Below are 23073 nucleotides of genomic sequence, written 5' to 3' on the forward strand. Positions count from 1 at the left end.
CGTATTTAAGATTTTATTAACAATTTAAAGGTATGTTTATCTCTAATTTCGTAGGTATAAACTAATCACTAAAGTCATGAACAAAGTAGTACTCTTTTTATTGGCAATCGTAGCGTCATTTACGGTTGAAGCACAAATTAATACTCCGGCACCAAGTCCGTCTTCAAAATTAATACAGACTGTGGGCCTAACTGAAGTAACCATTGATTATTCTAGACCTTCCATGAGAGGTCGTAAGGTTTATGGTAATTTGGTTCCTTTTGACAAGCTATGGCGAACAGGGGCCAATGCTTATACCAAAGTTACTTTTGATACTAAGGTTACCATTGCTGATAGTGCGGTGGAAGCTGGTACGTATTCAATTTTTACCAAACCTGGAGCTTCTTCTTGGGAAGTGTTTTTTTACACCGATATTGATGGTGGAGGAACGCCAAAGGTTTGGGAAGAAGAAAAGGTTGTAGCTCAATTGAACGTTCCGGTTTACAAAATGGATATGCCTGTTGAAACGTTTACGATTACTATAGATGATGTAACGAGTAATGGAGCAAACATTGGCATCATATGGGAGAACACCTATGTTGCCGTTCCTTTTTCAGTACCAACGGATGCAACTGTAATGCAAAATATAGATAAAGCATTAAACGGTCCTACTGCAGGTGATTACTATGCAGCGGCGGTATATTATTCTAGTGAAGGCAAGGATATACAAAAAGCAAAGCAATGGATGGACAAAGCAATGTCAATGACCGAAAAACCTGCATTTTGGCAATTAAGGCAGCAATCTTTGATATTGGCAAAGGCAGGGGACAAAAAAGGAGCAATAGAGGCAGCCAAAAAATCATTGGCAGGAGCTAAAGAAGCCGGTAACGATGATTATGTTAAAATGAATACAGATTCATTAAAAGAGTGGGGGGCTAAGTAAGCTTTCCTTTCCATAATAAAAAGTCCGTGCATTCATTGCACGGACTTTTTTTATAAGATTGTTTTATTAGTTTTATTAGGCAATTACCTTTACACCATCATCAATGGCCAAGTGATAATATTCTGCACCTATTCCGGTGCGCTCCCTGTAATTTTGGAGTAGTGCCGTAATGCAGGTATCCAATTTATTGGTTTCTACAAGGTTTATGGTGCACCCTCCAAAACCGCCACCCATCATTCTAGAACCCATTACACCGTCCAGTTCCTCACCAATCTTTACCAAGATATCTAGTTCTGGTGTTGTAATTTCATATTGTAATGACATGGCCCAATGGCCTTGCCTTAGAATTTCTCCAACTTGCTGCGCATTGCCATCCGTTAAGGCTTGCATCATGTTCAGAACTCGTGAATTCTCATCTATAATATATTTGGCGCGTTTTAAATCGGTTTCATTTGCTTTCTCGGATATATGATGTAAATCTTCTACTGTTACATCACGTAAAGAAGTCACCCCATTTTTAATCTGCTGTACCAGTTCCACAATATTTTCACATGATACCCTTCTCTTGTTGTATTCAGAATCCACGGCCAAATTGTGCTTAATATTGGAATTTACCAAAACCCAACTATAGCCTTGTAGATTTATGGGGATGTAACTATGGCTCAAATCTTTACAATCTAGAAAAAAAGCATTTCCTTTTTTTCCAAAGAGTACCGCATATTGATCCATTAGACCGCAATTAAGACCAATCTTATGTTCCGCTTTTTGAGCAATCAACGCTATGTCTTCCCTGGGAAGTTCTTTGCCTGAAACTTTTGTGATAGCGTAAATAAAGCCACAGCAAAGTGCTGCGGAAGAAGAAAGTCCTGAACCAATGGGAATATCACCGCCAAAAACGCAGTTCATTCCTTTAAGCGGATAATTTTCAGCTACTAAAATATCAATGATCGCTTTAAAGTAGTTACCCCAAAAACGTGCATACTTATCATGATTTCCGTTTAATTGAAACGTTATCTTTTCCGGTTGGGTCAAAAAGGTTTCTATTTGTATGGTGCCGGATTCATTAGGGGAAACCGCAAAATATATGGCTTTCTCAATGGAGGCCGGTAGTACCAACCCTTCATTATAATCTGTGTGCTCCCCTATAAGATTAATTCTTCCTGGTGCTTTAATCAATAAGGGTTGCGAGTGATATTGTTCTGTAAAATAGGAGGAAATTTCTTTTTGGACCATAAATTGGGGCTGAACGTGTTTTTTGGTGATTAATTTGTGGATAACGGCTTTTTCAACATTCTATCAAACGCTTCAAATACAAATGATATTATAATTACCAATGCCGCACCAAAAAAGTTTAACCATAAATATCCTAATTTTTCCTGACCGGATGGATAGATGTGGATAAGGTAGTAATAAATTATACAAATAATGATCTGTGTTATAATGGCTGCAAAAAAGACCGCATTCCCTTTAATGAACTTAAAAAAGAACGCAATTAAAAATATACCCAAAACGTTGCCATAGAATATACTGCCAATAATATTGACCAGTTGAATTAAATTATCAAATAAGTTGGCTACACACGCAATGAATATGGCTACAACTCCCCATAACAAGGTAAAATACTTAGAGGCCTTAACATAATGCTTTTCAGTAAATACTCCCGTACGGTTTCTTTTATAAAGGTCCAAGGCAGTTATGGTTCCCAAGGCATTTAACTCAGAAGCGGTTGAGGACATTGCGGCAGAAAGGATAACCGCAAGCAATAGACCCACTAAACCTGTAGGAAGATTGTTGAGAATGAAATGTATAAACACATAATCCTTATCATTGGTCTCCACTACACTATTAGCCTGACTAATTAAGGATTTGGCCGCTACGCGATTGGTGCTGTCTTTTTGATTAATGCGTATGATTTGCATTTTTGCTTCTTCCACGGCCGTAAATTCCTTAATCTCCAGAGCAGAGGAAAATTTATTTTGCGCAATTCTTTTTTCAGCTTCCAAGGCTATCTGTCCTTCTTGCAGTAACCGGTAATCGTCTGCCAATGGAGATTCCATAACGGCTTGCGTCGCCGATGGATTAAAATTTAATGGTGAAGGATTGTATTGATAAAAGACAAAAACCATAACCCCTACCAGTAATATAAAAAACTGCATAGGTATTTTAAAAATGGCATTGAATACGAGACCTAACTGGCTCTCACGAATAGATTTTCCAGATAAATATCGTTGTACCTGACTTTGGTCCGTACCAAAATATGCCAGAAAAAGGAAAAGTCCCCCAGTAATACCACTCCATATGGTATACCTGCTAGAGGTATCTAAATCAAAATTTAAAATATTTAGCTTATTACTGGCACCTGCAATCTTCATGGCCTTGCTAAAGGTGATGTCCGAAGGAAGGTAGCCCAATATAAAGAAAAAGGTAATGAACATACCGGTCATGATAATGAACATTTGCTGTTTTTGGGTTACGCTCACGGCCTTGGTTCCGCCGGATACGGTATAAATAATTACCAAAGTCCCAATGATAATGTTCAGCGTTCTTAAATCCCAACCCAATACTGCCGATAAAATTATAGATGGTGCAAATATGGTTATACCAGCTGCAAGACCTCTTTGTATCAAGAAAAGAACTGCGGCCAAGGAGCGTGTTTTTAAATCAAAGCGCCCTTCTAAGAATTCATATGCCGTATAGACTTTCATTCTATGGTATAAGGGAACAAATACCATACATATAATTATCATTGCAAATGGCAATCCAAAATAGAACTGTACAAAGCCCATACCATCATGAAAAGCCTGTCCCGGGGTAGATAAAAATGTAATTGCACTGGCCTGGGTAGCCATTACGGATAAGCCAATAGTCCACCATTTAGAGTTGTTGCCACCTCTAACATAGTCATCTACGTTCTTACTGCCTTTGGTTTTCCATACCCCATAAATTACAATGAACAATAGGGTACCGGCCAATATGAACCAATCTAGTTCCTTCATATTAATTAAATGAAGTCATTACGTAATAAAAAACAAGAACATAAATAAAGTTGAGGACCAATACTATTGTGTATTCTTTCTTCCATGTAGTATTTTCATCACGTTCTGTTTTCATCCTTTTATTTTTTCTTTGGATACAACCTTATCCTTACCTACGGATAATAGGTTGGAGAATAGTTTGTATGCGCCTGGCACACCTACGGGCAATTCCCTAAAAAAGCTTAGTCCGGTATAAATATAGTTTCCCTTTCCATATGGGGCAATTAATAAACTACCTTTTGTACTTTTCTCTCCTTGATCGCTCATTTCTAGTATTGGTGTAAATTCAGGACTCCACTCATTAGGGAAGTATAGCCCGCGCTCTTGAACCCATCCATTAAAATCATCTGTGGTAATTTTATTAGGGAAATTTACCAAGGAATGGTTTTTGGCTATGATTTTGACTTCACTGTTTTCATTGGTGACCCTATCCCTGGAAATAGTAAGTTCATAAGGTGCAATTTTCTCAAATTGATCGCGCCACCTACTTGCCGTATTATACTGCACAATAACCGTACCGCCATTCTTTACATATTCTAGAATAAATCTTTGTTTAAATTCCAGTTCGTCTACAACATTATATGCCCTAATACCCATAACAACGGCATCATATTTACTTAAAGATTCGGCAGTGATAGAAGCCGGGTCAATAAGCTGCACATTATAACCTATTTGCGCTAAGCTTGTAGGTACTTCATCTCCGGCACCCATTATATACCCTATATTTTCACCTGCCTTTTCAATATTTAACCTGACGACCTTGGCCTCTGATGGCAATAGCACGGTTTGCGTAGGAATATGGTCATAGGCTATGGTTACCAATTCTTTTTTGATTTCCTGGCCGTTAAGTTTTAGTATAGGTGTTATAAAAGTTTCATTTTCGGTTGCCGGGGGGGTTAAGGTGAAGTAAACCGTCTGTTCATCATCTTTTTTGGCTATGAAGAATTCCTGTTGGGATTTATCTATCTGCCATCCTGCTCCAAAGGTCAACGCTATACTGCCCTTTATACTGTCCTTATGTGCTTTTATGGTCACTGGAATACGCTTTGGGGCGGCATCGGCAAAAATTAAAACCTTATCCTTGAATTTTGCGGTAGCCTGGGGTAAAATCTCAAACGGTTGATACAATTCCCCTTTGTCCGGTCTTGCATATTTATAACGTACAGGTCTTGAAATAGGGATAGTTTCTCCTGCAAGCTCTATAGTAAAATTGACGGTAAAAGCCCTAGGTGTTTCCGGTAGGCCAATTAATTCCTTGTCCTTAACCTTATATATGCCTAAATCACCTTTTTCCAACAACCAATACGGACTGGTAAATGATGTATTTGTTGGTATATTGAAGTTTACACCATTCTTATAGGCGTTGTTATTATGAAGTGTTATGGGTGTCGTAGAGACTTTTTCTTCATTGATACGAACGGATTTTAATATTACTTTAAAAGCACTTCGGTTCAATGCTTCAAGGTCTATGGAAACTGTTTCTCCAGGAGTAGATGAAGGTGTTTTTGTGGTAGCCTCTAAATGAAGTCCCATAATTGCGGTCATAATAGCAACCAACTCTTGGGTTTTCCGGTTTTTCCAATGGGTGTCAGGGATTTTTTGAATCAAGCCATAGGCTTTTGCCAACTCGGGCAAATGAACCGTGGGGTCCTTGAAATTAAAGTTATTTTCTACTTTGTAAAGTATATCACCAACTTCCTTACCACCTTTTACCCTTGACCAACTCGTATCTATTCCGTCAAAAATATTTGATTTATCATTGGGTAAATCCCCTTTAAGCAATTCTATATATTCGTTTTCGGAACCTCTTGTGGTCAGTCTGCCAAATCCTTGGCATAAATGTTGACTACTTGCCAATGACGCTATTTCATTATTGGATTTGCCCAACATAGGATAGTATACCCCAACATCCATTTGTAATAAATTGGTCTTATCCGCTTTCTTGAAATTTTCTTCACTACCATAAAACCACCATGAGGTGTTAAAAAATAATCTTTTTGGTTGCCAAGGATTTGTGGCACTTAACTGTTCAGGATATGCATTGGTATCATTTGCCAAGTCAAACGCTTCTACACTCAACATTGCCGATGAAGTGTGGTGACCATGTGTACTGCCCGGAGTACGGTGGTCAAACCTATTGATAATAATGTCTGGCTTAAATTTCCTTATGGCCCTGACCACATCTCCCAAAATGGCTTCCTTATTCCATATTTCAAGAGTTTCCTTAGGGTGTTTGGAATATCCAAAATCGTTAGCGCGTGTAAAAAGTTGTTCTCCTCCATCTACACGTCTTGCCGCCAATAATTCCTGGGTACGCAAAACTCCTAAAAGTTCACGTAATTCCGTTCCAATAAGGTTTTGTCCACCATCTCCACGGGTAAGGGATAAATAACCGGTTCTGGCCTTGACATTGTTAGATAAATAAGATATTAGCCTTGTATTTTCATCATCCGGGTGTGCCGCAATATATAAGGCCGTACCTAAAAAATTTAATTTTTCAATGGAATGGTAAATATCTGCTGGGGAAGATGTTTTTGGAGCTTGGGATAAAACGGTTGAACTAATTAAAAGGATACAGGATAACAATCCTAATAAATGGCGCATGTTAAGGTGGTTTTGGTCGTAAAATCAAATATAATAAGATTAGCTGCCAACCTTGCTTTTTTACGACTTCTTTAACAAAATCAGGCTTTTTCTTCTTCGGTAGTTAAAAACTCGCCTTCACGATAAGTAGATATTAAAACCACTCCCTTTTGTAGTACCAAATTGTTGGGATAGGTCAAAATTTCTCCATTGCTACGTCTTAAATGCAAATGAAAGGCCCTAATGTCCTCAATTACAAAGGTGTCTAAGTTACCGGCCTCGGAATCGTTAAGTTCCTTATCCAATATCCGTATGGTATTTCCTATTTTAAAAGGAAAAGAAAAAAAGATAATTACACCGGCGGTAATATTGCTCAAAATAGACCATTGTGCAAATAATGCTACGCCTATTACTGCAAAAACGGAGGATAGCAAAACACCCAACTCCTTATAATTAACGCTCCAAACCAAGGTAAGGGCTATAACGGCAATAATGGTAAGCGCAATATTTATAAATTTAATGATCAGGTTGGTTCTTACCGGATTAAAATCACTTAATTTACTGACTTTGCGGACTGCTGTAGTGAAAAGAAATTTTAATACAAGAATAATAATGAATACAACAAGACTGTAAATTAACTCGCTGTGATGATTGGCAATAAAGTTTCTCATAAATCTATAACCCTAAACTATCGCGCAAAGATAAATGCTTATTCGAATTTTGTTGCCAATAGGGTGTTGTAATCCTGTTAATTATTGTAGCGGTAGATGTCAAAATTTTAGCATTTTGCCCAAATCCACCTTTATAGCTATCCGTCCAACCTTCTATTGTATAAGGGAAGGTAGATGAATAGGTTATTTGCAGGGTGCGTTCCAATGCAGGATATGAAATTTCATAGACCGTATAACCATCCATAGTACTGATGGTTGCTTTAGCATCGTAAGGTTTTAATTCTTTATGGGTAAGCCTAATATACTCCAATGAAGGTATCATTTGAAATGAACCTGTAGGTAACGCTGATGGGTCTATCCGTATCTTGTTCCATATTTCATTTTCTAAATGTGTTTTTGATAAATGAACATTCTGGTCTGCTTCATTACCAAAATAGGAATGGGACATGATTTCAAAATCATTTCTATTGTTTAATTGGGCATATACATGGCCACACCATTCTTGTGCGGAAAAAGAAAGTTTTAGGGCATGTTGATTATCGTGTACCGGATAAAAGCTACTGGTCATGATAGAATAAGGATAAATTCCTGTTAAATAATTTTTGGTCGCATTTAGTTTTAAAACAGGTACATTTTTCGGAGATTTTTGGTCCGCTTTTACTTGCAAATCGGGTAAAAAAGGCTCTGTTACATAAATCATTACCGCTTTGCCGTTTCGTAATTCCCCATACCTGGCTTGTTCCAGGGCATAAGAAGTAATCTCCGCATTTCCTGAATACCAATATTCCTTAAAGTCCTTGGATAAGGTTTTTTTTGGGAAAGGTGCATCAGTTTGTTGTGCTATCTGTTTTTGTTCTTCTTGGATTTCCGTATCCTGCTGTTTACAGGAAATTTGTACACTGGTTACCAAGATTACCAAAATGGAGCAGGTAAGTGCAAATTTAATTTTATTCATGACTCGATCTTTTAGGCTATTTAAGATAACCTACTTTACCATATTTAACAAGGTATTATAGGTTAATTGTGTTGGCAGGCCTACTACATTGGTATAAGATCCCTTTATTTCCTCAATACCAATTAATCCTATCCATTCTTGTATGCCATAAGCTCCGGCTTTATCGTAAGGCTGGTACTCTTCAATATAATAGGTTATTTCCTCAGATGTCAATTTCTTGAATTTTACTTCTGTTATGGAATGGGCTATTTCTTGTTTTTTGGCTGTAGTAAAACAAACGGAAGTAATGACCTGATGCCAGTTGCCCGATAATTTCGTGAGCATTTCCTTGGCCTCAAGAAAATCCTTTGCCTTTGCCAATGATTCATTATTATGCCAAACAACGGTATCTGAAGTGATTAAAATGTCGTTCGGTTTTAAATCGCTAACAAATGCCTTTGCTTTTAGTTGGGATAAAAAATCGGATATTTCTGCAGCCTTTAGGTGTTGCGGATATAGTTCTTCGACCGATTTTAATCGGACTTCAAAATCTAGTCCCATATCTGTAAAGAATTGTTGTCTTCTAGGGGAACCGGATGCTAAAATGATGTTGAAATTTTTAAACTGTTCCTTAATCATCCTTAATCATCCTTAATCGTTTGTAGCGCTATAGTGACTTGCCCAGTCGCCCCTAACTTTAAGTACTTGTTCAATTACATCGCGCACACAGCCATGTCCGCCGTTAATATGCGAAATATAGTTGCTTACACTCTTAACTTCGGCTACGGCGTTTTGGGGACATGTAGCAATACCTACTTCTTTCATTGGAGGTATATCCGGAATGTCATCACCCATGTAAAGAATATTTTCGGCATCTATATTATAAATGTCCATGTATTCTTCCAAGGCATCAATCTTATGGTGGGCTCCCATATAGATATCTGTTACTCCAAGACCGCGTAACCTACTTCTTACACCCTCGTTGGTGCCTCCTGTGATTATGCAAACATTATAACCTTTGCTAAGAGCTACTTTTAAAGCATAGCCGTCCTTAACGCTCATTTTTCGTAACATTTCACCATCTGTGGTAATGATGACACTGCCATCCGTGAAAACTCCATCTACATCAAAAACAAAGGTGGTAATGTTTTTAAGGTACTCTTTATAACTTTTCTCCATGTGTTCTTTTAATTGCATTGCTCAATAGCGTATATATTTCCCGCTGCTGTTTGTTTTTTAAAAATTTTAAGTGGTTGTGTAAGGTATTCTGGTCACCTCTTTTTGCAGGACCGGTTTGGGCTAAAAGAGGGGGCAAGTTGTGCAATTTAGCGGCAGTTTCCTTGATCAATGGTAACAATAGGCTAAAGTCTACACCATTATCCATACAGATTTCCTCACCCATCGTATACATGTAATTGGTGAAATTGTTGACAAATACCGCTGCAATATGCAAGGCTCTGCGTTCTTCCGTATTTATGAATTGTACATTATTACTTAAACTTTTCCCTAAGGATTGCACTAATTGCCGGTCGTTGATATTGTTTACCTCCAAACAAATAGGAATATCCTGAAAAGAAATTGTTTTGCCTATTGTAAATGTCTGTAACGGATAGAAAACCCCATACCGATCACAATCTTTCAACTCTTGCATAGAAGTTGCACCAGAGGTATGTACTACCAAACCTTTCTTTTTTTTGAATTTTTCTGCAACTGTGGCTATTGCATTGTCCGATACCGCCAATATATATACATCCGCATTAGGTATATCATCAAAATTTGTATTTAGAGGGGCCTTGTCTATGGCAAACGTAAGATGTTCTGGATTTCTACCTAATACCTGTTCAATTTTAACGTGCGCCGTCTTATCAAGGGCTTGAAAGAGATTTTGGGCTACATTGCCCGTCCCGACTAAAACGACAGATATCATGGGGTAAAAATACGAAGATTATTTATGGGGCAATAGCATAAAATTAACAGTTTTGACTAACTTTTAAACGTATAATAGCTATACGTAAATGGTGAAAAGACCGTATTTTTGCAACTTGAAAATCAACTCCATTCCTTCATGACGGAAATGTTCAAGAAAATATTCTTCTCTACGCGTTTAATGTCCATTTTATTTATTGTTTTTGCGGTGGCCATGGCATTTGGCACATTCATAGAAAGCTGGTATAGTACGGAGACTGCGCGTATATGGATTTATAATGCTTTTTGGTTTGAGGCAATAATGGTCTTCTTTGTGATTAATTTTATTGGTAATATTTCACGGTACCGTTTATTGCGATTGGAAAAATGGCCTGTATTAACATTACACCTATCATGGATATTGATCATCATTGGTGCATTTGTTACCAGATATATTAGTTTTGAAGGGATGATGCCCATTAGGGAGGGCAAGACGGAGCGAGTGTTTTATTCTGACAAAACATTTTTGACCGTCTATGTGGATGGTGAAATCAATGGAGAGCCTAGGCGAAAGGTTTTAGAAGATGATTTGATCGTAACGTCGGAAGCCATAAAATCTAATCTACCCTGGAATTCTGATTTTAACGGCCAAGCTTTTGAAATTTCTTACGTAGATTTTATAGAAGGTGCAAAGGAAGGACTTATTCCTAATGAAAATGGGAATGCTTATTTAAAGATTGTTGAAGCCGGTGACGGTCAACGTCACGAGCATTATTTAGAAGATGGCAAAGTAGCAAGTATACATAATGTACTGTTTGCATTGAACAAAGAAACTCAAGGTGCAATAAATATTAAGACTACAGATTCCATTTACCAAATATTTGCTCCTTTTGATGGTAATTTTATGAGAATGGCAGACCAGTTCCAAGGTACTTTGGTCAAGGATAGTTTACAGCCATTACAGTTAAGGTCTTTATATAACACCGCAGGTATGCAGTTCGTAATTCCTGATTCCCTAATAAAAGGTTCTTATGGCATAGTTGAGATTCCAAAGGCCGAGCAGACTAAAATGGACCAAGATGCCATGGTGCTTGATATAAGTGCCAATGGGGAGACTGGGCAAATTAAGGTCTTAGGTACAAAAGGCCCGTCAGATTTCAGTGAAAAGGTCAATATTGGTGGCCTGGACTTTTCCGTACGGTATGGCTCTAAAGTATATGAGCTGCCTTTTGGTATAAAATTGAATGATTTTATAGCGGAAAAATATCCAGGTACGGAAAAAGGATATTCATCATATATGAGTAAAGTTTCAATTGCGGATGAACGGCCTTTTGATTATGATATTTTCATGAACCATGTCCTAGATCATAAAGGATATCGGTTTTTTCAATCTAGCTTTGATCCAGATGAGAAAGGAACGGTACTGTCGGTAAATCATGATTTTTGGGGTACTTGGATAACTTATATTGGATATTTTCTGCTTTATATTGGCTTAATGGGAATTATGTTCTTTGGAAAAACAAGGTTCAGGGATTTAGCGGATACATTGGATAAAATAAAAGATAAAAAGAAAAAAATGTTCGGTAGCGCTTTGTTAATGCTATTGTTGGTCAACACCTCATTCTCCCAAGAAAATCATACCGTTAGCCAAGGACATGTGACTACACCAACTTCTGAACAGATAGACTCGTTGGTAAAGTCAAGTATGGTTGGTAAGGAACATGCCGATAAATTTGGAAGGTTGGTCATACAGGATGATGGAGGGCGTATGAAACCTATAAATACGTTTTCATCTGAATTACTACGTAAACTCAGTTTAAAGGATACGTACCTAGGTTACAATTCTGACCAGATTCTGCTCTCCATGATGATGAACCCTGCCGTCTGGTACAATACAGAGTTCATTGCATTGGACAAAAAAGCGCAGAATGATAGTATTAGAAAAATTATAGGGGTTCCAAGTGGACAAAAATATGTGAAGGCCACTGATTTTTTTGATGAAAAGGGGCAGTACAAATTAGAGCCTTATTTAAGGGAGGCTACCGCTACCACCAATCCCAATAAATTTCAGCAAGATTTTAAGGATGCTAATATTAGGTTAAGTTTATTGAACCAAGCCCTTGGTCAGGATATTGTCAAAATTTTTCCTCTTTTGGATGACGAAAATAACAAATGGATTTCCGCCATAGAATATAGAGGAGGACAATATGAAATAAGGGATTCGCTGTACGCAAATTTTGTTAAGAATGCCCTACCTTATTATTTAATGACTTTGGGAAAGGCTCAAAAAAGTGGAGATTATTCACAAGCAGATAAATTATTGGAGGCGTTTGAGCAGAACCAAATAAACCACGGTAGCGAGGTTTTACCTTCCAAACAGAAGATAGAGACCGAGGTGATTTACAACCGACTGAATATATTCAATAAGCTATATCAATACTATGCACTTGTTGGACTATTGATGTTTCTTACACTTATATTTCAAATTTTTAAAGATCGTTCTATTTGGCGTGTCGCCATTTACTTTTTTAAGGGAACCATTATCATCTTATTTTTATGGCATACTGCAGGTTTGATATTGCGATGGTATATTTCCGGTCATGCTCCTTGGAGTGATGCTTATGAAAGTATTTTATATGTTGCTTGGGCTACCATGGGAATTGGTTTGGCCTTAGGAAGAAAAAGTGATATGACCTTGGCCTCATCCGCGTTCGTAACTTCTATGCTGTTGTGGATTGCCCACCAAAGTTGGATCGATCCGTCCATTGCCAATTTACAACCCGTTTTGGACAGTTATTGGTTAATGATCCATGTGGCCGTAATTGTGGGTAGTTATGGACCTTTGACAGTTGGAATGATATTGGGGCTTGTAAGTCTTATTCTAATGATTTTGACCACTAAGAAGAATAAGGCCAGAATGGCAATAAACATAAAGGAATTAACGATCATCAATGAGCTGGCACTGACCACTGGTCTGGTAATGTTGACCATTGGTAACTTCTTAGGAGGGCAATGGGCCAATGAAAGTTGGGGACGCTACTGGGGGTGGGATCCAAAGGAAACTTGGGCTTTGATTTCAATTATGATATACGCTTTTGTAATCCACACCAGACTGGTTCCCGGATTAAGAGGCAAATGGACCTTTAACTTTATGAGTGTGGTGGCATTTGGAAGTATTATGATGACCTATTTTGGTGTCAACTTTTACTTGGTAGGCCTGCATAGTTATGCTAGTGGAGCACAGGTGATAACGCCCACTTTTATTTACTATTTGGTTGCGGGTGTTTTGGTCTTGGGTGCCTTAAGTTATTGGAGGTATAAGGTAAATTATTCCAAATAAATTATTGAAGTAAAAGCTTCATTAATTCTTCCGCCGCAATTTTACCTTTTAGTCTTAAGAAATCTCGTGGTGTATTGTCGCCCAATTCAAAGACTATGGCCGGCATGTCATGATTTACGTAAAAGTAATTTCTGGATACCATTGTGGGTTTTATATCCGTAGAGGGTTTTATATTGGTATGTTTTTGGGGAAGGCGATTGCTTATGTTTTCTATCCAATTAAAAATAATTTCGCCCTTTTTGCCAATAATGGTAGAATCAATAGGGTAATAGATATCATCCCAAGTTGAATGAAAATCGGCTCCAAATACAAATTCATATCCTTCATCTTCCTTTTGTACCAGAAAATCCCGTACGCTTCTTGTTTCGGGTTGATTAAAGTTTTCCCAATCCCTGTTCAGATCAATACCGCCCATATTATGTCGCCAGTGACCATTATCAACCCCATCTGGGTTCATTAAGGGCACCACGAATAAATCATAATTGTTCCTGAAATCCTGTGCTTCTGGAGAATCGCCTGCCAACGTTTCAATGAAGGATTTCATTGCTAAAAATCCGGTTACCTCCGGAGGATGCTGTCTGGAAATGACCATTACGGCCTTTTTATGGCTTCCTTCCTTGATCTGCATTACATTCATGGACCTATTTTCTCTGCTTCTGCCGATCTCGTAAGTGGTGACATAGGGTTTTGTTGACATAGAATCTACCCATTGCTTTACCCTGGTAGAGCCATATAGTTCTTGTGCAGTTATGTAAAGTGGCTTTTCGCTTATATTCACCTTGATTTCAACGAACTCCGGTACTGCTTTTATACCAAATGTTCCCGTTCCTTCATTAATTGCATTGAAGTTTGCACTGTCCAATGGCGTAAAATGTATTCCATCAGTGCTAAGTTTTGGATAGTATCTACTGCGAGAATCCTGATAGGTCATTTTAATGGTTATCGTTTTGGGAGTTGTTGACCAAACTTTAAAGGCGTACCATGGGCTTACATTAATCGGTGTATTTTCTGCAGTAATCAGTGCGGTATAGTGGTCATTGCCATCATAGGCGATGCCATTTAATCTTCCACTTTCAAAATCATTGGTAAAAAAGGTTGTTCCATCTTCAAAGGACCAAATTCCTTTCCATTGTTTTTGTACGGGTTTGGACAATGTAGATACAATGGCACTTTTGCCCTGACCTTGATAACCGGTTGTAACGGGTTTTTGATTGGTGCAGGAAAGTACTAAATAACATATGAAAATCGTAGATAGTAGTTTTTTTATCATGGCCTGTTGGTTATGGGTTGCACTAACTATTAATCTGCTAAATGTAAACTTATAACTTATAAATCTAAAATCAAATATTCACAGTTGTATCATGTTCGGTTCAATCTACTTGTAGCAACCTTATCAAATCGATCAAAGATTTTTAGATCAGTATTCATTACCTTTATTCCCTTTAATTTAATATGCATGAATTCCAATAAAAAAGGGTTAAATACTATTTGTACACATGTAGGGGAGTTAGAGGATAAACAATATAGAGGGGCGGTATCTCCTCTTTATATGAGTAGCTCATATGCCTACGAAGATGTTGATGTTAAGCGTTATCCACGTTATTTTAATACACCAAATCAAGAAGGGCTTTGTAAAAAAGTAGCAGCTCTGGAGCATGCAGAGGCTGCTTTGATATTTGGTAGCGGCATGGCTGCGGTAAGCAGTGCATTAATGGCGTTTTTAAAGGCCGGTGACCATGTAGTTTTACAACAAACCCTATATGGTGGCACCTATAACCTGGTTCATGAGGAATTTAGTAAATATGGTATTGAATATTCCTTTACAAAAGGTTGGACAGCTAAAGATTTCGAAGCGGAAATCAAGGATAATACTAAAGTAATCTACATAGAGACCCCTTCTAATCCATTATTGACAATAACTGATTTGGAGGCCGTTGCGGCACTAGCACAAAAAAACGGACTCGTTTCTATGATAGATAATACATTTGCTAGTCCGGTGAATCAAAACCCTATTGATTTTGGGATAGATATTGTAATTCATAGTGCTACCAAATATATGGGAGGTCATTCAGATATCTGCGCAGGAGCAGTTGCCTCCAATACCCAGAATATTGATCGCATTTTTCAACTGGCCAAAAATTTTGGTGGTAGTTTAAGTGATTATACGGTATGGCTTTTAGAGCGTAGTATAAAAACAATGGGAATCCGTGTACGGGCACAAAATGAAAATGCATTGGCCATGGCCCAATTTTTGGAAAATAATGATGATATCGTAAAAGTGTACTATCCTGGTTTGCCCCACCATCAAGATCATGATATTGCAAAAAGACAAATGAAAGGTTTTGGCGGTATGGTCTCCTTTGAATTAAAGCCTGGTATAGATTCCTCAAAATTTCAGAAAGCCTTGCAATTAATTAAGCCGTCCATGAGCTTGGCCGGGGTGGAAAGCACGTTACTTTCACCTGCAAAAACCTCACATGCGTTAATGAGCGCAGAAGTGCGGGCAAGTCAAGGAATTGCAGATGGACTTATCCGTTTCTCCGTTGGTATTGAAGAGGTGGATGATTTAAAAGCTGATATTCTCCAAGCGATAGAAAAAGTTAAATAACACCCTTTATCATAATAAAAGAAATAGCATGAAATTGGATATTTTAGTATTTGGAGCACATCCAGATGACGCGGAGTTAGGTGCAGGTGGTACCATTGCCAAAGAAATTGCCTTGGGCAAGAAAGTAGGTATTATAGATTTAACCCGTGGTGAGTTAGGTACAAGGGGGTCGGCGGAAATACGTGATGTAGAGGCCGCGGACGCTGCAAAGATATTGGGTGTTGCCGTCCGGGAAAATCTAAAATTTAAGGATGGATTTTTTGTAAATGATGAAAACCACCAAATGGAGGTTATTAAGGCCATAAGAAAATATAGACCGGAAACCGTATTATGTAATGCTATAGATGATAGGCATATAGATCATGGTAAAGGAAGTAAACTTGTAAGTGACGCTTGTTTTTTAAGTGGGTTGAGACGTATTGAAACAAAAATAGGGGAGGAGCCCCAACAGGAATGGAGACCAAAATTAGTATACCATTACATACAATGGAAGAACCTTAAACCGGATTTTGTTGTAGATATTAGTGATTATATTACTTCAAAGACCAATGCTATCAAAGCCTATGCTTCACAATTTCACGATCCAAACAGCAATGAACCAGAAACACCAATTAGTAGTAAAACCTTTATAGAAAGTGTACACTATAGAGCTAAGGATTTGGGAAGATTGGTTGGTGTAGATTATGGAGAAGGCTTTACGGTTGAAAGAATGGTTGCCGTAAAATCCTTGGATAATTTAATTTAGGCAGATTTTTTATATTCCTCCCTAACACGGGGAATGGAAAAGTAGAAGGTGGAGCCTTTTCCAAGAGCGCTATGTACCCAGATTTTACCTTTGTTTTTCTCTACCATTTCTTTACATAAGGAAAGTCCAAGTCCTGTTCCTTTTTCATCATTGGTGCCATAGGTAGTATGGTTGGCATCTTTTTGGAAAATTTTACCCATGGTCTCTTCGCTCATGCCCATACCATTATCCTTCACATATATCTCACATGTTTTTAATTTTTGTATGGCACCAATAACGATCTGTCCGTTATTTGGTGTAAACTTAAGGGCATTGCTCAAAAGATTTCGAATAATGATATCTATTTGGTTAGGATCAGACCATATTTGGCAATTAGGTTCTATTCTATTTTGTAGGGTTATTGACTTAGATTGTGCAATTTCTGATAATAGTGCAATATTTTCATCAACAATAGTGATTAAATTGGTAACAGATGGCTTGGTTACAGAACCGTTCATTTGGGTTTGGCCCCAAGACAGTAAATTGTTGAGCGTAAAAGAAATAGTATCTATATCCACTTTTAATTTGGGGACGAAGTTCAAGAATTCGTCCTTGGTCATTTCACCTTCCTTAAATAATTTCAATAGTCCTTGAAATGCGCCTATAGGTCCCCTAAGGTCATGACCAATGATAGAGAACAATTTGTTCTTGGTTTGGTTCAGCTCGTTTAAATAAGCCTGTTTTTCCTCTAAATCTTGTTTTTTGGATAAAAGTTCTGCATTCAGCTTTTTTTGTATTCGCTGATTTCGTTGAATTATAAAGGTGATGACGACAAAGATGATGAGAATTATTGCAATAAGATAAATAACAATATTTTGTTTGGCCAATGCCTTTTCGTTTTCTAATATCAATTGTTGCTTTTGCCTATTGTATTCCGTTTTTGTCTTCAACATGTCCAAGGCAATTTCATTTCCTTTTTTGGTCAAGGATTCTGAAGTCACCTGAAATATCTCATGGTACCAAAGCGATTTTTTATATTCTTTTTTGTTTTTGTGTATTTTGAACAACTGATAGGTACAATCCTTAATTCCTGTTCTGTAGCCTATTTTTTTGGACAACTCAAAGGCTTCTAAAGAATACACTTGCGCTATACTGTCATTATTGGTATTCAAATGAGCTTCTGACATACCGTTAAGAAGAGCGATCTTACCTCTATCGTCCTCAATTTTTTCATGAAGTAATTCACTTTGCTTGTACCAATATAACGCCCAAGTATTCTTACCTTTTTTTAAATAGATCTTACCTTTAACCTCATAGGCATAAGCAAGCCATTCTAAGATTTTCTCTTGTTCAAATATGGTAATAGCGCTATTGATGTTGAACATGGCATATTCCAGTTCGTTCATGTCTGCATAGGCATCTGCCATACTGCTCATGGTTTCGGCAATATATATAGGATTACCTATTTCCTCATTTATCGCTTTTACTTTCTTAAAGAAAACCATGGCATGGTTGTAATCTTCCTGGGATAAGTACAACTCTGCAATATTTTCATTGATAATGGAAAGGTAATTTTTATAATCTTGCTTTTCAGAAATTCCAATAGCCTCTAAATATCCTTTTAGAGCCAAAGCATAATTGCCCTGAAAGCTATATTCTTTAGCTAGTACGTTGAGCGATTTTACCTTTAACCTAAGTTCTTTATATTTTGTAGCCAGATCATGGGCTTTGCTGAAATAGGATATCGCTTGATCTATATGGCCTTTGTCAGAATAGAACCCACCTATATTAATATATGAATAGATTTCCCCGTTAATATATGATGAAGACTGACTTAGCCTTAGACTTTCATCACTTAAACTATATAAACTATCTAGATTATGATAACGGTATTCACCGGCTAGGTCTATGATTTTATTTATATAAAGGGTGTCCTGAGAATTAAAGCTTGGGTAGTTTCTAATTGTTTCTAATTCGCCCAAAAGTATTTTTCTTCTTAAATCCTGTCCAAAAGTATTGGAATAGACCAATAGCATAAAAATGAATGCCGTGACACGACATACTTTTTTATACCCGGAACATATTCTCAAAACCTTATAATTCATAAATAGAATCAAAAATTATGATCTAAAATTAACTTACAAGTAGTGAGATAAAGAAAATATGTTGTGAAATGCTAAATATTGTGTGTTTCAGCGGGTTAAATGTGTAGTTCGTCGATGATTTTGTGGATTTATACAAAAATTTAATCCGTAAAATCTTACGATATTACTTAATGGTAAAGAATATTATTTAATATATAAATATTTGATAATCAGTATATTATAATAATTATTTGTAATTATTCTACTATTTTTAAATTTTCTTCATAGGTAGTTCCACAGAAAATATACTGCCTTGGTCCAATGTACTTTCTACCTGTATTTTGCCATTGTTTGCCAACACCATTTCCCTTACCAATCGTAGTCCCAATCCAGTTCCTTTTTCCCTGTTGGTACCATAGGTTGTAAAATGTTCATTGTCATTAAAAATGTTTTGAATGGCATCTTTGCTCATGCCAACACCATTGTCAATGACGTATATTTTGAGCGAATCATCAATCAGTTCGGTCAATATTTTAATTTCACCATTGTTGGGGGTGAATTTAATGGCGTTACTAATTAAGTTTCTAAATATAATATTGAAATGGTCCCAGTCTACAAAAGCGGTATGAACTTCTTTGATGCCGGTAATAAGTTTAATGGATTTTTTTTGAAGTTCATTTTTATATAATTGTAAAATAATATCTAATTCCGGTTTCACCTGTACTGTTTCCGGATTTATTTGATTCCCGTTCATTTGCGCCTTTCCCCAATGTAGAAGATTATCCATTGTAAATTGAACTTGTTCTAGTTCTTCCTTTAATTGTGGAGCAAATTTTTCAAAATAAACTTTACCTTCAGGGTCTTCCAAATAAAACTTTAGCAACTCTTTCAGGGAAATGATAGGTCCCCTTAAATCATGGCCAATGATTGAAAAAAGCCGATCTTGATTTCTATTGATCGTTGTTAGTTCTTTTTGGTTTTCATTTAATGCCACTGCTTGACTTTCCAATTGTTTATTCAATAATTTTTCCCTTTTATTGATGCTCAATATGATTAAAACTATTATGGACAAGATAGCCAAAGCTATGAGGGACCATCTAACGTATTTGCGTTGTTGCTCTAATTCAAGGGTATTTTTTGCCTTAAGGGCTTCTTTTTCCTTTTCAAGATTAAGTTTGGCGTTGACCATAGTTAAATTTCTACGATTCTTTTCTTTGGAAATGTCGTTGGCCAATTTCTCGGTCATTTCCAAATATTCCAAGGATTTACCAATATTACCTTGTTGCTTGTTTATCTCATATAATAATCTATACACTTTTTCTAAGCCTGTATTTAATTTAAATGATTTGTACAGGTCAAGACTTTTATATGCATAATCCTCAGAAGTGTCAATGTCGTTCAATTTAAAGTTAGCCTTGGCAAGACCAAAATATACATCGGCCTTACCTTTTATATCATTGACGGAGTTATGTGAATTAAGAGCTTTTGTATAATTGGACTTAGCCATCTGATAATTTCCGGTCTTTAAAAGTAATTGACCATAGGTGCCATAGGAAAATGCCAACCACAACTCATCATTGTGTTTTTTAAAATAGGTAATACTATTTTGTAACAATGATTTTGCTTCCTGAAATTTATCTTGTTGAATATAGAGATAGGCTAAATTACTGGAAATCATGGCTATCATACTGCCATCTTGTAATTTTTGAGCTGCTTCTTTTGCACTTGCGTAATAGCCGTGAGCTTCATCAAAATCTTCCAGTAGATTGAACATAGTCCCTAAGTTCATGTTCATTCTGAACACATAAAAATCATCTTTTTTTCTTTCACCTATAGCTAGCGCATGTAAAAAATGGGTGTAAGTCAACGGATAGTTTTGTTGACTAAAATATGCTTGTCCTAATTGGTTATGTACCTTCATTTCGGTTTGGGCATATTCAGATAGGTGTATGTCCGCTATGGCTTTGTTTCCAAAATCTATAGCTTTCTCCATCTCACCTTTAAATAAGTGAAACATTGAAAAATTGGATAATGCTTCTAGTTCTCCTTCTTTATAATCTATGGCCCCACTAATTTCAAGTGCTTTTTGAGCAAGTATGTTTATAGAATCTTTTGCTGTATACCTTAGTTGGTATGCTAAACCATTTAATAAATCTACATATTGGGTAGAGTTTTCGGTGAAATTTGGTTGTTGCTTAAAATCTTTTATCTGGTTTTTAAAAATTTGGATACTATCTACTTGCCCAAAAGCTTTAATGCAATTACTAAAGCAAAATATACCAAGAAGAAAAAATTTACATAGGTTTTTGAAAGTCATAGGGGTAACCTGTTATAGGTCATTAAATTAAAACTATTTTTCAATTTAGATAGAAATTAGGTAGGGAAGTGTAAAAATGAAATATTTATTCAAAAGTGATTTATTATTTGCGGGTAATATATAAAAAATTTACATTTGCACTCGCTTACAAATGGTGGTTGTAGCTCAGCTGGTTAGAGCATCGGTTTGTGGTACCGAGGGTCGCCGGTTCGAACCCGGTCTTCCACCCTAAAAGCAGATAGAAAGTCTTGAATATATATTCAAGACTTTTTTATTTGGGTCAATTTTAAAAATGGTATAAATGCATAAAAGCCTGATAGTTATGGTAACCATCAGGCTTTTTTATACTTCTTTATTTACTATTCCGTTGCCTTGTCAACAACAAGTTTGTTGTTGCGGTTAGCAATTTCCCATGCAGTGTAAAAAATCAATCTTGAACGATTTTCCAATAGGTCATAATTTATCTTATCCGGGGTGTCACTTGGTCTATGGTAATCATCATGGGTTCCATTAAAATAAAAAATAATAGGAATATTATTTTTTGCAAAGTTATAATGGTCACTTCTGTAGTAAAAACGGTTAGGGTCGTTTTCATCGTTGTAGGTGTAATCAAGTTCTAAATTTGCATATTTAGCATTGATTTCTTCAGATAACTCATGTAATTCCGTACTCAATTTATCCGACCCAATTAAATAAATATAATTACGGTCACCTTCTCTTTGTGGGTCAATTCTACCGATCATATCAATATTTAAGTTGGCTACGGTTTGTTCCAAAGGAAAAAGTGGCTCATAATCCGTATAATATTGAGAGCCAAGTAAACCTTTTTCCTCTCCGGTAACATGTAAGAAAACTATAGAACGTTTTGGCCCGTGACCGGCGTCCACTGCCAATTTAAAAGCTTCTGCAATTTCCAATAACGAAACCGTACCAGAACCATCATCATCCGCACCATTATTGATTTCTCCGTTACTTGAAATTCCAATATGATCTAAATGCGACGAAATAACCAAATACTCCTCTGGCTTTTCAGTGCCCTTTATTATGGCGGCAACATTTTCTGAGGATATTTTATCATTAGAGCTTTCAAAATTAAGTTCTAACGTTGTTGTTAAAATTTTAGCTGATTCGTCCGTATTGATTGATGGATAAATTTCTTCTGCCAAATTTTGGTCAATAAATAGACTATAGAATTCAGTGGCATTGGGATCTACAAGTTCCATTCTGCCACTATTATTGGTTTCCATGTACTGATACCTGCGTTTAAAACGATCAAAATTTTGGGCATCATAATACAATACACCTTTAGCTCCTTTTTCTACCGCTATCTGTATTCTTTTGGTCAATGATTCTGACATGTTGCTCCAAACGGATGGCTCCGTACTACCGGAAATCTTATAGGAACCGTCTTCATTTTTAGGTTCACCAGATTTTAATAGTACAATTTTATCCGTAATATCCAAGTCTCCATAATCTGTATAAGATTCATCTTCAATGCCATAGGCTATATATACAATATTATCAAATGCATTCTGTGCAGCTCCAAAGGTTAATACGTGGTCACCAATACCAAAATCCTTGCCGTTGACGCTTAACTTGCCGGTGGGTAAGTTGCTTACCTCTAAAGGAACGTTCTGAAAATAATCTCCATTTGGTTTTGCGGCAGGTACACCTAATTCCTCATATTGAGCCTTGATGTATTCAATAGCTTTTTTCTGGCCCGGTTGTCCCGTTTCCCTTCCTTCAAATTCATCAGAGGCGTAAATGTATAGATGGTCCTTTAATTCATTTTCAGTGATTGAAGTAGCATACGTTGTGGGAGATACTTTTTCTGTGGTCTTTGCTTCTGCTTTTTCTGTCACCGTTTTTTGTGAAGAATTACAGGAAAAGACCAATGAGACCAATAAGATCAGTGCTTTTTTCATGTTCTTTTTTTTTGATAAAAATTTA

The 23073-nt window shown here is 36.7% G+C and carries 16 protein-coding genes and 1 tRNA gene; 5 read left to right on the forward strand and 12 right to left on the reverse strand.

Annotation, left to right across the window (positions count from 1 at the left end; genetic code table 11):
- The first annotated feature begins 76 nt into the window (after positions 1–76).
- Entirely contained in the window at positions 77–922 is an 846-nt protein-coding gene (locus JM81_RS01490; protein WP_144800409.1) for a DUF2911 domain-containing protein, read from the forward strand.
- 75 nt (positions 923–997) lie between these two features.
- Here JM81_RS01490 and galK read toward each other — a convergent pair whose 3' ends face one another.
- The 8 genes from galK to JM81_RS01530 all read right to left on the reverse strand — a co-directional run bounded on the left by galK (position 998) and on the right by JM81_RS01530 (position 10072).
- Positions 998–2155 carry a galactokinase gene (gene galK, locus JM81_RS01495; RefSeq protein ID WP_144800410.1) on the reverse strand — a complete coding sequence of 386 codons (1158 nt, stop codon included), beginning with the start codon at positions 2153–2155 and terminating at the stop codon, positions 998–1000.
- A 29-nt stretch (positions 2156–2184) separates the two neighbouring features.
- Complete coding sequence (locus JM81_RS01500; protein WP_144800411.1) at positions 2185–3918, reverse strand: sodium:solute symporter; 1734 nt, start codon at positions 3916–3918, stop codon at positions 2185–2187.
- 111 nt (positions 3919–4029) lie between these two features.
- Positions 4030–6561 carry a PIG-L family deacetylase gene (locus JM81_RS01505; protein WP_144800412.1) on the reverse strand — a complete coding sequence of 844 codons (2532 nt, stop codon included), beginning with the start codon at positions 6559–6561 and terminating at the stop codon, positions 4030–4032.
- An 80-nt stretch (positions 6562–6641) separates the two neighbouring features.
- Entirely contained in the window at positions 6642–7211 is a 570-nt protein-coding gene (locus JM81_RS01510; RefSeq protein WP_089260532.1) for a mechanosensitive ion channel domain-containing protein, read from the reverse strand.
- Between the two features lie 4 nt (positions 7212–7215).
- Complete coding sequence (locus JM81_RS01515; protein WP_144800413.1) at positions 7216–8166, reverse strand: septum formation inhibitor Maf; 951 nt, start codon at positions 8164–8166, stop codon at positions 7216–7218.
- Positions 8167–8196: 30 nt separating this feature from the next.
- On the reverse strand, positions 8197–8784 hold the full coding sequence (locus JM81_RS01520) for a Maf family nucleotide pyrophosphatase (protein ID WP_089260530.1): 588 nt from the start codon (positions 8782–8784) through the stop codon (positions 8197–8199).
- A gap of 12 nt (positions 8785–8796) precedes the next feature.
- Positions 8797–9324 carry a KdsC family phosphatase gene (locus JM81_RS01525; protein ID WP_144800414.1) on the reverse strand — a complete coding sequence of 176 codons (528 nt, stop codon included), beginning with the start codon at positions 9322–9324 and terminating at the stop codon, positions 8797–8799.
- Positions 9308–10072 (reverse strand): Rossmann-like and DUF2520 domain-containing protein, encoded by a 765-nt coding sequence (locus JM81_RS01530; RefSeq protein WP_144800415.1) that lies wholly within the window; start codon positions 10070–10072, stop codon positions 9308–9310. The genes JM81_RS01525 and JM81_RS01530 overlap by 17 nt, the downstream gene beginning before the upstream one ends.
- Positions 10073–10210: 138 nt before the next feature.
- Between JM81_RS01530 and ccsA the strand changes: the two genes are divergently transcribed.
- A complete protein-coding gene (ccsA, locus tag JM81_RS01535; protein ID WP_144805547.1) occupies positions 10211–13390 on the forward strand; it encodes a cytochrome c biogenesis protein CcsA in 3180 nt (1059 codons plus the stop codon).
- A gap of 1 nt (position 13391) precedes the next feature.
- On the opposite strand, the gene JM81_RS01540 is transcribed toward ccsA, so the two are convergent.
- Complete coding sequence (locus JM81_RS01540; protein WP_144800416.1) at positions 13392–14660, reverse strand: M14 family metallopeptidase; 1269 nt, start codon at positions 14658–14660, stop codon at positions 13392–13394.
- A 186-nt stretch (positions 14661–14846) separates the two neighbouring features.
- On the opposite strand from JM81_RS01540, the gene JM81_RS01545 reads away from it, so the two are divergent.
- Together JM81_RS01545 and bshB1 are read left to right on the forward strand one after the other, a co-directional pair.
- Positions 14847–15998, forward strand: a complete 1152-nt coding sequence (locus JM81_RS01545; protein WP_144800417.1) for a trans-sulfuration enzyme family protein — start codon at positions 14847–14849, stop codon at positions 15996–15998.
- A gap of 28 nt (positions 15999–16026) precedes the next feature.
- Positions 16027–16743, forward strand: coding sequence for a bacillithiol biosynthesis deacetylase BshB1 (gene bshB1, locus JM81_RS01550; RefSeq protein ID WP_144800418.1), 717 nt, complete (start codon positions 16027–16029; stop codon positions 16741–16743).
- On the opposite strand, the gene JM81_RS01555 is transcribed toward bshB1, so the two are convergent.
- Positions 16740–18827, reverse strand: coding sequence for a tetratricopeptide repeat-containing sensor histidine kinase (locus JM81_RS01555; protein ID WP_261374931.1), 2088 nt, complete (start codon positions 18825–18827; stop codon positions 16740–16742). The genes bshB1 and JM81_RS01555 overlap by 4 nt on opposite strands.
- A 250-nt stretch (positions 18828–19077) precedes the next feature.
- The gene (locus JM81_RS01560) at positions 19078–21123 is read right to left on the reverse strand and encodes a tetratricopeptide repeat-containing sensor histidine kinase (protein ID WP_144800419.1); all 2046 of its coding nucleotides are present in this window, start codon (positions 21121–21123) and stop codon (positions 19078–19080) included.
- Between the two features lie 153 nt (positions 21124–21276).
- On the opposite strand from JM81_RS01560, the gene JM81_RS01565 reads away from it, so the two are divergent.
- Positions 21277–21352 (forward strand) — tRNA-His (locus JM81_RS01565).
- A gap of 130 nt (positions 21353–21482) precedes the next feature.
- On the opposite strand, the gene JM81_RS01570 is transcribed toward JM81_RS01565, so the two are convergent.
- The gene (locus JM81_RS01570; protein ID WP_144800420.1) at positions 21483–23048 is read right to left on the reverse strand and encodes a M28 family peptidase; all 1566 of its coding nucleotides are present in this window, start codon (positions 23046–23048) and stop codon (positions 21483–21485) included.
- Between the last annotated feature and the right edge of the window lie 25 nt (positions 23049–23073).

Origin of the sequence: Maribacter sp. MAR_2009_72 (genome assembly GCF_007827235.1) — a bacterium.
GTDB lineage: Bacteria > Bacteroidota > Bacteroidia > Flavobacteriales > Flavobacteriaceae > Maribacter > Maribacter sedimenticola.

Coding starts and splice junctions, on each gene's coding strand:
- JM81_RS01490 (WP_144800409.1), top strand. CDS start 77: ATGAACAAAGTAGTACTCTTTTTATTGGCAATCGTAGCGTCATTTACG.
- bshB1 (WP_144800418.1), top strand. CDS start 16,027: ATGAAATTGGATATTTTAGTATTTGGAGCACATCCAGATGACGCGGAG.
- JM81_RS01525 (WP_144800414.1), bottom strand. CDS start 9,324: ATGGAGAAAAGTTATAAAGAGTACCTTAAAAACATTACCACCTTTGTT.
- JM81_RS01545 (WP_144800417.1), top strand. CDS start 14,847: ATGAATTCCAATAAAAAAGGGTTAAATACTATTTGTACACATGTAGGG.
- JM81_RS01515 (WP_144800413.1), bottom strand. CDS start 8,166: ATGAATAAAATTAAATTTGCACTTACCTGCTCCATTTTGGTAATCTTG.
- ccsA (WP_144805547.1), top strand. CDS start 10,211: ATGACGGAAATGTTCAAGAAAATATTCTTCTCTACGCGTTTAATGTCC.
- JM81_RS01560 (WP_144800419.1), bottom strand. CDS start 21,123: ATGACTTTCAAAAACCTATGTAAATTTTTTCTTCTTGGTATATTTTGC.
- JM81_RS01555 (WP_261374931.1), bottom strand. CDS start 18,827: ATGAATTATAAGGTTTTGAGAATATGTTCCGGGTATAAAAAAGTATGT.
- galK (WP_144800410.1), bottom strand. CDS start 2,155: ATGGTCCAAAAAGAAATTTCCTCCTATTTTACAGAACAATATCACTCG.
- JM81_RS01530 (WP_144800415.1), bottom strand. CDS start 10,072: ATGATATCTGTCGTTTTAGTCGGGACGGGCAATGTAGCCCAAAATCTC.
- JM81_RS01540 (WP_144800416.1), bottom strand. CDS start 14,660: ATGATAAAAAAACTACTATCTACGATTTTCATATGTTATTTAGTACTT.
- JM81_RS01570 (WP_144800420.1), bottom strand. CDS start 23,048: ATGAAAAAAGCACTGATCTTATTGGTCTCATTGGTCTTTTCCTGTAAT.
- JM81_RS01510 (WP_089260532.1), bottom strand. CDS start 7,211: ATGAGAAACTTTATTGCCAATCATCACAGCGAGTTAATTTACAGTCTT.
- JM81_RS01520 (WP_089260530.1), bottom strand. CDS start 8,784: ATGATTAAGGAACAGTTTAAAAATTTCAACATCATTTTAGCATCCGGT.
- JM81_RS01505 (WP_144800412.1), bottom strand. CDS start 6,561: ATGCGCCATTTATTAGGATTGTTATCCTGTATCCTTTTAATTAGTTCA.
- JM81_RS01500 (WP_144800411.1), bottom strand. CDS start 3,918: ATGAAGGAACTAGATTGGTTCATATTGGCCGGTACCCTATTGTTCATT.